The following is a 7,954-nucleotide window of genomic DNA, read 5'->3' as shown; positions in this document are numbered from 1 at the left end:
AAACTGGCGACTCATCGCGTGTCTCGACATGGGCTGGGAAGAGTACAGGGTGGCCGCAGAGTACGACGGCGATCACCATCGCACGAACCGCAAGCAGTACGCGCGTGACCAGAGCCGGCTACGCAGGCTCGATGACCTGGGGTGGATTGTCATCCGGGTGATCGCCGACGACAAGCCGGACGACGTTGTGGGCCGCGTGCGCCGTGCGCTCATCCGCCGCGGATACCGCGACACTTAACCAGTTGCGACGACACGCCGAAAAGGATCGCAACAGGTTAAGTTTCGCGGCATGGGAGGGCGCGGGGCGGCCTGGCATGGGAGGGCGCGGGGCGGCCTGGCATGGGAGGGCGCGGAGGGGTGTCAGTCCACCCGGGTGGCGTGCACTTCCCAGAACGGGGCGTGCGCCCGTTGACCGTCGAGCCACGGCTCGATCACCCGGAAGCGCTCCAGCAGCTTCTCGGCCTGATCGGCGATGTCGGGGTTGCGTTGGGCCATCGCCTCGATGGACTCGACGCTGACGTTGACCCGATACGTGGTGGTGCCCAGATAGGTGATCTCCCAGCCACCGTCCGGAAGCACGTCACGAAAGTCGTTCTCGGACAACGACCGAAGCATCTTGAAGCCATTGACGTTGTGTTCGCCGAACTCGAACATGTACAGCCGCGCGCCCGGCTTGGTGGCGCGGTGTAGCGCCCGCACATACGAGCTGCGCAGCTCGGGCTCGGTGCTGAAGGTGTGGTAGAAGGCGCAGTCGACCACCGTGTCGAACCGGCCGTCGAACCCGTCCAACTTGGTCGCGTCGGCCAGCTCGAAATTGACCGACACGCCGGCTTTCTGGGCGTTCTCCCGGGCCCGCTCGATGGCGGTCGCCGACCCGTCGATGCCGGTCGCCGAAAAACCCCTCGACGCGTAGTAGATGGCGTGGTGGCCCGGGCCGGTGCCCGGGTCGAGCACCTCACCCTTGATCGCGCCCAGCGCGACGAGCTGCTGGACCACCGGCTGCGGGCCGCCGATGTCCCACGGTGTGGCGGCCGGCAGGCCGTGCGACGTCCGCTGGTCGCGGTACATCTCCTCGAATCGGGTCGGGTCGTTGGGGTCGAAAGGCGTTGTCATGGCAGCGCATTCACCAGCTGCTCGACGGGCACCCGGGGGCCGGTGAAAAACGGCGTCTCCTCGCGGGTGTGCCGGCGGGCGTCGGTGGCACGCAGCTCGCGCATCAGGTCGACGATGCGGTGCAGTTCGGGAGCCTCGAAGGCCAAAATCCACTCGTAGTCCCCGAGCGCGAAGGCCGGGACGGTGTTGGCGCGCACGTCCTTGTACTCGCGCGCGGCCATGCCGTGCTCGGCGAGCATGCGGCGGCGCTCGTCGTCGGGCAGCAGGTACCACTCATAGGACCGCACAAAGGGATACACGCAGATGTAGGCGCCGGGCTCCTCGCCGGCCAGAAACGCCGGGATGTGGCTCTTGTTGAATTCGGCCGGCCGATGCAGCGCCACGCTGCTCCACACCGGGGCGCTGACCCGCCCGAGCGCCGTCGTGCGCCGGAAGTCGGCGTAGGTGGCCTGCAGCGCCTCGACGCGCTCGGCGTGGGTCCAGATCATGAAGTCGGCGTCGGCCCGCAGACCCGCGACGTCGTAGAGGCCGCGCACCACGACGCCGCGCTCCTCCTGCTGCTTGAAGAACGTCGACGCCTCATCGATGACGTCGCCGCGCTGGTCGCCCAGCTCACCCGGCTCGACGGAGAACACCGAGAACATCAGGTAGCGGATCTGGGAATTGAGCGAGTCGTAGTCGAGCTTGGCCATGAAACCTATCGTGCCACTTGCGCGTCGAAGCCCCCGATGGCCCCGATCACCCGCTCCGCCGCGCGCCCGGCCGCGCCCACACAGGCCGGCACGCCGATGCCGTCCAGGTAGCTGCCGGCCACCGCCAGCGTCGGGGGCAGCCCCGCGCGCACCTCGGCGACCAGCTCGGCGTGACCGGGGCCGTACTGCGGCATCGCGTCGATCCAGCGCTGGATGCGGGCGTCGACGGGGTCGACGGTCAGCCCGAACACGGTGGCCAGGTCGCCCAGCGCCCAGCTCAGCAGCTCGTCGTCGGGGGTGTCCGCCGCGACGCGATCGCCGAACCGCCCGAACGACAGCCGCAACAGCTGCGCGTCGCCGCGGACCCCCCATTTGCGCGACGACAGCGTGATGGCCTTGGCCCGCAGCCGCTCACCGGTCGCCACCAGCACGCCCGAACACTGCGGGAACGCCGTGTCGCCGGGCACGGCCAGCGCCATCACCACCGACGAGGCGCTGGTGATGCGTCCGGCCGCGGCGGCGCTGCGGGGGGCGATCCCGGCCAGCAGGCGGGCACACTCCCCCGCTGGGACGGCCAGGATCACCGCGTCGGCGGGCCAGCGAGTGCCGGCGTCGTCGACCACCGCCCAGCCGGCGGCGGCGGGCTCCAGGCGCGAGACCGCGGCGCGCACCCGGCGCGGGCGACCGCGCGCCGCGAGCTCGTCGATCAGCACCTGGTAGCCGCCCTCGAGCGCCCCGAACACCGGCGCGCCGGTGGCCGGCGGCAGCGCCTGCCGGACGGCGTCGGTCAGGCTGGTCGCGCCGCGGTCCAGGGCCGCCGCGACCGTCGGGGCCGCCGCGCGCAGCCCGATGGTGGCCGACGAGCCCGCATACACCCCGCTCAGCAGGGGATCCACCGACCGCGACACCACCTGGTCGCCGAACCGCTCGCCCACCAGGTCGGCCACCGCAGGGTCGCTGCCCGCCCGCCACGCCAGCGGGCGGCTGGGTTCGGCCTCGACGCGGGCCACCGTGGCCTCGTCGACCAATCCCGCCACCGAGGCCGCCGACGACGGGATCCCGACGACGGTGCCCGCGGGCAGCGGCCGTAACTCCTGGCGGCTGTAGATCAGTGGGCGTGCGCCGGTCGAAACCCGCTGGCGCTCAGTCAGATTCAGCTCCGCGAGCAGCGCCGGCATTTCGGGGCGGCGCAGCACGAACGCCTCGGCGCCCAGATCCATCGGCTGTCCGCCGACCAGCTCGGTGCGCAACACGCCGCCGAGCCGGTCACCCGGATCGAACAGCGTGATCGCCGCGCCTTCGCCGGCGGCCGCGCGCAGCCGATAGGCCGCCGTCAGGCCCGAAATACCACCCCCCACAACGCAATACGAGGGGGAACTCATAGGGAGTGGACCAGCGACACCAGGTCGGTCAGCACACCGGGATCGGTTTCGGGCAACACACCGTGGCCCAGGTTGAAGACGTGGCCCGCGGCGCCGGCATCGATGGCGCGCCGGCCGTCGTCCACCACCGCGCGCGCCGCGCGTTCCACCACCGGCCAGCCCGCCAACACCACCACCGGATCGAGGTTGCCCTGCAACGCCGTGCCGGGTTGGACGCGGGCGGCCGCATCGGGCAGCGAGGTTCGCCAATCGACGCCTACCACGTTCGCGCCGACCGACGACATCGCGCCCAGCAGTTCGGCGGTGCCGACCCCGAAGTGGGTCATCGGGACGCCGTAGCCGGCCAGGGCGGCGAACACCCGGGCGCTGTGCGGCTGCACGTAGGTGCGGTAGTTCGCCAATGACAGCGCCCCGGCCCACGAGTCGAAAACCTGAATGGCGTCCACCCCGGCGTCCAGCTGCACCCGCAAGAAACCCACCGTGATGTCGGTCAGCTTCTCCATCAGCGCATGCCAGGTGTCCGGCTCCGCCAGCATCATCGCCTTGGTGCGCGCATGGTTACGGCTCGGGCCGCCCTCGATCAGATAGGACGCCAGGGTGAACGGCGCGCCCGCGAAGCCGATCAGCGGGACGTTGCCCAGCGCGGACACCAGCAGCGACACCGCATCGGCAACAGGCTGAACCCGTTGCCGCTCAAGCGGTTTGACGGCGGCGACGTCGGCGGCGGTGCGCACCGGTGACTCGATCACCGGCCCCACCCCGGCGACGATGTCCAGGTCGATGCCCGCCCCGAGCAGCGGCACCACGATGTCGGAGAACAAGATCGCCGCGTCGACGTCGTGGCGGCGCACCGGCTGCAGGGTGATCTCGCAGACCAACTCGGCGTCGAAGCAAGCCGACAGCATGTCGGTCTGGGTCCGCAGCGCCCGGTATTCGGGCAGCGAGCGACCGGCCTGGCGCATGAACCACACCGGCACCCGGTTCGGTTTGCGCCCGCTCACGGCCGCCAGATACGGCGACTCGGGAAGGTCGCGGCGAGTACTCATCAGCCTCAATGCTGCCATGGGGGCCGATGGCCGGTTGCGTAACATCAACCCGATGCCAGTCAACTACGACGAGTTTCCAAGCCTGCGCCGCGAGCTCGGGGACAACGGGGTGCTGACCCTGGTGCTGGACTCCCCCGGCCTGAATTCGGTCGGCCCGCAGATGCACCGCGACCTCGCCGACATCTGGCCGGTGATCGACCGCGACCCGGCGGTGCGCGCCGTCCTGGTCCGCGGCGAGGGCAAGGCGTTCTCCTCCGGCGGCAGCTTCGACCTGATCGACGAGACCATCAACGACTACGAGGGCCGGCTCCGCATCATGCGCGAGGCCCGCGACCTGGTGCACAACATGATCAACTGCGACACCCCCGTCGTGTCGGCGATCCGCGGGCCGGCGGTGGGCGCGGGCCTGGTGGTGGCCCTGCTGGCCGACATCTCGGTGGTGGGCCGCACCGCGAAGCTGATCGACGGGCACACCAAGCTCGGCGTGGCGGCCGGCGACCACGCCGCGATCTGCTGGCCGCTGCTGGTCGGCATGGCCAAGGCCAAGTACTACCTGCTGACCTGCGAGACGCTGCTGGGCGAGGAGGCCGAGCGGATCGGGCTGGTGTCCACCTGCGTCGACGACGACGACGTGCTGTCCACCGCCAGCCGCATCGCCGAGAACCTGGCGCAGGGCGCACAGAACGCGATCCGGTGGACCAAGCGCAGCCTCAACCACTGGTATCGCATGATGGGCCCCACCTTCGAGACCTCGGTGGGCCTGGAATTCCTCAGTTTCGGCGGCCCCGACGTGCAGGAAGGCCTGGCGGCCCACCGCGAGAAACGTCCCGCGCGTTTTACCCGCTGAGCGCCGTCTGAGCTGCACATATAGCTTTGGTGGAGGCCCGGTAACGGCTTGGTCGCGGCGGGTTTGAAACGCGGCGCGCCTGTCGCGGCGTGTCGGGCTGTGGGTCTACCGTCGATCCCTGTGACCCGTGCCGTGACGACGCAGAACGGTCGGGATGGACAGGAGCGGCGCCAAGTGACCTCATCCGAACCGGCCCCCTTCCGCGAGGCGGTAGCGGCGATGAACGCCGTCGTCGTGCGGCCGGAGATCGAGTTGGGTCCCATCCGGCCGCCGCAACGCTTGGCTCCCCACAGCTACGCCCTGGGCGCCGAGGTCAAACATCCCGACCGCGACATCATTCCCGAACGGTCCGACGGCGACGCCTTCGGCCGGCTGATCCTGCTCTACGACCCCGAGGGGGCCGACGCGTGGGACGGCACCATCCGCATGGTCGCCTACATCCAGGCCGACCTCGACCCCAGTGAGGCGGTTGACCCGCTGCTGCCCGAAGTAGCGTGGAGTTGGCTAGTCGAGGCACTGGAGTCACGTATGGAACAAGTCGTCGCCCTGGGCGGCACCGTCACCGCCACCACATCGGTGCGCTACGGAGACATCTCCGGGCCGCCGCGCGCCCACCAGCTCGAGCTGCGCGCGTCGTGGACCGCGACCTCACCCGCGGTCGGCGGTCATGTCGAGGCGTTCTGCGAGGTGCTGGAGCACGCCGCGGGCCTACCACCCGCTGGAGTCACCGACCTGAGCTCACGGTCACGCGCCTAGCATGGGCGAACCGGCGGCCGACGGGCCGGGCAGCAGCGTGCCCGGCGACGCGGGCACCGACCCGGCGCCCACCCCGCTGCCGCGCCCTTCCGAAGGCGTCCCGCCGATCTCGGTGAGCGTCGGCGACATCGAGGCCGCCGCGCAGCGGCTGGACCGCGGGCACGGGCCGTTCGCGGTGGACGCCGAGCGGGCGTCGGGTTTCCGCTACTCCAACCGGGCCTACCTGATCCAGATCCGGCGGGCCGGCTCCGGCACGGTGCTCATCGATCCGGTGAGCCACGGCGCCGACCCGCGCCAGGCCCTGCGGCCGGTGGCCGAGGTGCTGGGCAGCGACGAATGGATCCTGCACTCCGCCGATCAGGACCTGCCGTGTCTGGCGGAGGTGGGCATGCGGCCGCCGGCACTGTACGACACCGAACTCGCCGGACGGCTGGCCGGGTTCGACCGGGTAAACCTGGCCACCATGGTCGAGCGGCTGCTGGGCTTCGGGCTGGCCAAGGGCCACGGCGCGGCCGACTGGTCCAAACGGCCGCTGCCCGCCGAATGGCTCAACTACGCCGCGCTGGACGTCGAGCTGCTCATCGAGCTGCGCGCGGCGATCGCCGATGTGCTGGCCGAGCAGGGCAAAAGTGACTGGGCCGCACAGGAATTCGACTATCTGCGCGAGGTGGGTTCGAAAGATCCGAGCGCCGCCACGCGCCGGGACCGGTGGCGGCGGACGTCGGGCATCCATCGGGTGCGCGATCAGCGTGGCCTGGCCGCGGTGCGCGAACTGTGGTTGACCCGCGACCGGATCGCGCAGCGCCGCGACATCGCGCCGCGGCGCATCCTGCCCGACTCGGCCATCATCGACGCCGCCCTGGCCAACCCGACGACCGTCGAGGAACTGGTCGCGTTGCCCGTGTTCGGGGGGCGCAATCAGCGGCGCAGCGCCGCGACGTGGCTGGCGGCGCTGGATGAGGCCCGGCGCACCAAAAACCCGCCCACCGACAGCGAAGCGCCGAACGGCCCGCCGCCGCCGTCGCGGTGGAGCAGGCGCAAACCGGAGGCCGCCGCCCGGCTGGAGGCCGCGCGCTCGGCGCTGTCGGAGGTGTCCGGGCGGGTCCACGTCCCTACCGAGAACCTGGTGTCACCGGACCTGGTGCGACGGCTGTGCTGGGACTGGGCGCCCGCCCCCGATCCGCTCGACGCCGTCGAGAACTTTCTGCGCGCCGGCCAGGCTCGGCCGTGGCAGCGGGAATTGGTGGACCCGGTGCTGGCCAAGGCGCTGCAGGCGCCGGAAGGCACCGAGCCCGCTGACTAGTGGCGATCGCGAGCGCGGCGCAGCCGGGCGAAGCGGGTCGCCACATGGCACTAGTCGAGGTGCTCGCGGATCTCCGCTTCGGCGACGCCGCTGCCCAGCGCGGCGACCCAGCCGGTGATGCGGCGGGCCACGTCCTGGTCGGTCAGCGCCAGATCGGACAGCAGCTCACCGCGGGAGGCCTGCTCGTAGAACTGCTGCGGCAGTCCGACGTCGCGACACGGGACGTCGATCTCCGCGCGGCGCAGGGCGGCCGACACCGCCGAGCCGACGCCGCCGTTGACCCCGTTGTCCTCGCACGTGACGACCAGCTTGTGCTGCTCCGCGAGCTCGAGAATGCTCGGCGACACCGGCAGCACCCAGCGCGGGTCGATGACCGTGACGCCGATCCCCTGGTCCTGTAGCCGCCTGGCCACCGCCAGCGCCATCGGCGCGAACGCGCCGACGCCGATCAGCAGCACGTCGTGGTTGCAGCCGCCGGCCGGGACCGCGAGCACGTCGACGCCCGAGGTGCCGGCGCCGCGACGCTCGATCGCCGGGATGTCCTCGCCCACATCGCCTTTCGGGAAGCGCAGGGCCGTGGGGCCGTCGTCGACGTCGAGCGCCTCACCGAGTTCCTCGCGCAACCGGGTGGCGTCCCGGGGTGCGGCCACCCGCATGCCGGGCACGATGCCCAGCATCGACAGGTCCCACATGCCGTTGTGGCTGGCGCCGTCCGCACCGGTGATGCCGGCCCGGTCGAGCACCATGGTGACGGGCAGCTTGTGCAGCGCCACGTCCATCATGATCTGGTCGAAGGCCCGGTTGAGGAACGTCGA

At 71.1% G+C, this 7,954-nt stretch carries 9 protein-coding genes; 4 read left to right on the top strand and 5 right to left on the bottom strand.

The window, feature by feature from the left end; genetic code table 11:
- Positions 1 to 238, top strand: a 238-nt coding sequence (locus A9W96_RS29015; protein WP_082972679.1) for a DUF559 domain-containing protein, incomplete at its 5' end; no start/stop codon positions are given.
- 122 nt (positions 239 to 360) lie between these two features.
- Here A9W96_RS29015 and A9W96_RS29010 read toward each other — a convergent pair.
- From A9W96_RS29010 to hemE, 4 genes are read right to left on the bottom strand one after another with little or no spacing between them, the layout of a single operon-like run.
- On the bottom strand, positions 361 to 1,113 hold the full coding sequence (locus A9W96_RS29010) for a class I SAM-dependent methyltransferase (RefSeq protein WP_067144608.1): 753 nt from the start codon (positions 1,111 to 1,113) through the stop codon (positions 361 to 363).
- Complete coding sequence (gene hemQ, locus A9W96_RS29005) at positions 1,110 to 1,805, bottom strand: hydrogen peroxide-dependent heme synthase (protein WP_066860656.1); 696 nt, start codon at positions 1,803 to 1,805, stop codon at positions 1,110 to 1,112. Before hemQ ends, A9W96_RS29010 begins: the two co-directional genes overlap by 4 nt.
- 5 nt (positions 1,806 to 1,810) lie before the next feature.
- Positions 1,811 to 3,187, bottom strand: coding sequence for a protoporphyrinogen oxidase (locus A9W96_RS29000; protein WP_067144606.1), 1,377 nt, complete (start codon positions 3,185 to 3,187; stop codon positions 1,811 to 1,813).
- The gene (gene hemE / locus A9W96_RS28995; protein WP_067144604.1) at positions 3,184 to 4,233 is read right to left on the bottom strand and encodes a uroporphyrinogen decarboxylase; all 1,050 of its coding nucleotides are present in this window, start codon (positions 4,231 to 4,233) and stop codon (positions 3,184 to 3,186) included. The genes A9W96_RS29000 and hemE overlap by 4 nt, the downstream gene beginning before the upstream one ends.
- A 52-nt stretch (positions 4,234 to 4,285) precedes the next feature.
- Between hemE and A9W96_RS28990 the strand changes: the two genes are divergently transcribed.
- From A9W96_RS28990 to A9W96_RS28980, 3 genes are all read left to right on the top strand, one after another.
- A complete protein-coding gene (locus tag A9W96_RS28990) occupies positions 4,286 to 5,080 on the top strand; it encodes an enoyl-CoA hydratase/isomerase family protein (RefSeq protein ID WP_067144612.1) in 795 nt (264 codons plus the stop codon).
- A 132-nt stretch (positions 5,081 to 5,212) separates the two neighbouring features.
- Positions 5,213 to 5,836, top strand: a complete 624-nt coding sequence (locus A9W96_RS28985) for a DUF3000 domain-containing protein (protein WP_082972678.1) — start codon at positions 5,213 to 5,215, stop codon at positions 5,834 to 5,836.
- 1 nt (position 5,837) lies between these two features.
- A complete protein-coding gene (locus A9W96_RS28980) occupies positions 5,838 to 7,139 on the top strand; it encodes a ribonuclease D (protein WP_067144602.1) in 1,302 nt (433 codons plus the stop codon).
- A gap of 50 nt (positions 7,140 to 7,189) precedes the next feature.
- Here A9W96_RS28980 and A9W96_RS28975 read toward each other — a convergent pair.
- A partial coding sequence (locus A9W96_RS28975) for a transketolase C-terminal domain-containing protein (RefSeq protein WP_304441747.1) occupies positions 7,190 to 7,954 on the bottom strand: 765 nt, incomplete at its 5' end.

The organism is Mycobacterium sp. 1245852.3 (genome assembly GCF_001669335.1).
GTDB classification, from domain to species: Bacteria; Actinomycetota; Actinomycetes; order Mycobacteriales; family Mycobacteriaceae; genus Mycobacterium; species Mycobacterium europaeum_A.
This window is presented reverse-complemented; position numbering and strand designations above follow the sequence as displayed.

What these genes read in the sequence shown, in the direction of transcription:
- hemQ (WP_066860656.1), bottom strand. Translation starts at nt 1,805, where the DNA reads ATGGCCAAGCTCGACTACGACTCGCTCAATTCCCAGATCCGCTACCTG.
- A9W96_RS29000 (WP_067144606.1), bottom strand. Translation starts at nt 3,187, where the DNA reads ATGAGTTCCCCCTCGTATTGCGTTGTGGGGGGTGGTATTTCGGGCCTG.
- A9W96_RS29010 (WP_067144608.1), bottom strand. Translation starts at nt 1,113, where the DNA reads ATGACAACGCCTTTCGACCCCAACGACCCGACCCGATTCGAGGAGATG.
- A9W96_RS28990 (WP_067144612.1), top strand. Translation starts at nt 4,286, where the DNA reads ATGCCAGTCAACTACGACGAGTTTCCAAGCCTGCGCCGCGAGCTCGGG.
- hemE (WP_067144604.1), bottom strand. Translation starts at nt 4,233, where the DNA reads ATGAGTACTCGCCGCGACCTTCCCGAGTCGCCGTATCTGGCGGCCGTG.
- A9W96_RS28980 (WP_067144602.1), top strand. Translation starts at nt 5,838, where the DNA reads ATGGGCGAACCGGCGGCCGACGGGCCGGGCAGCAGCGTGCCCGGCGAC.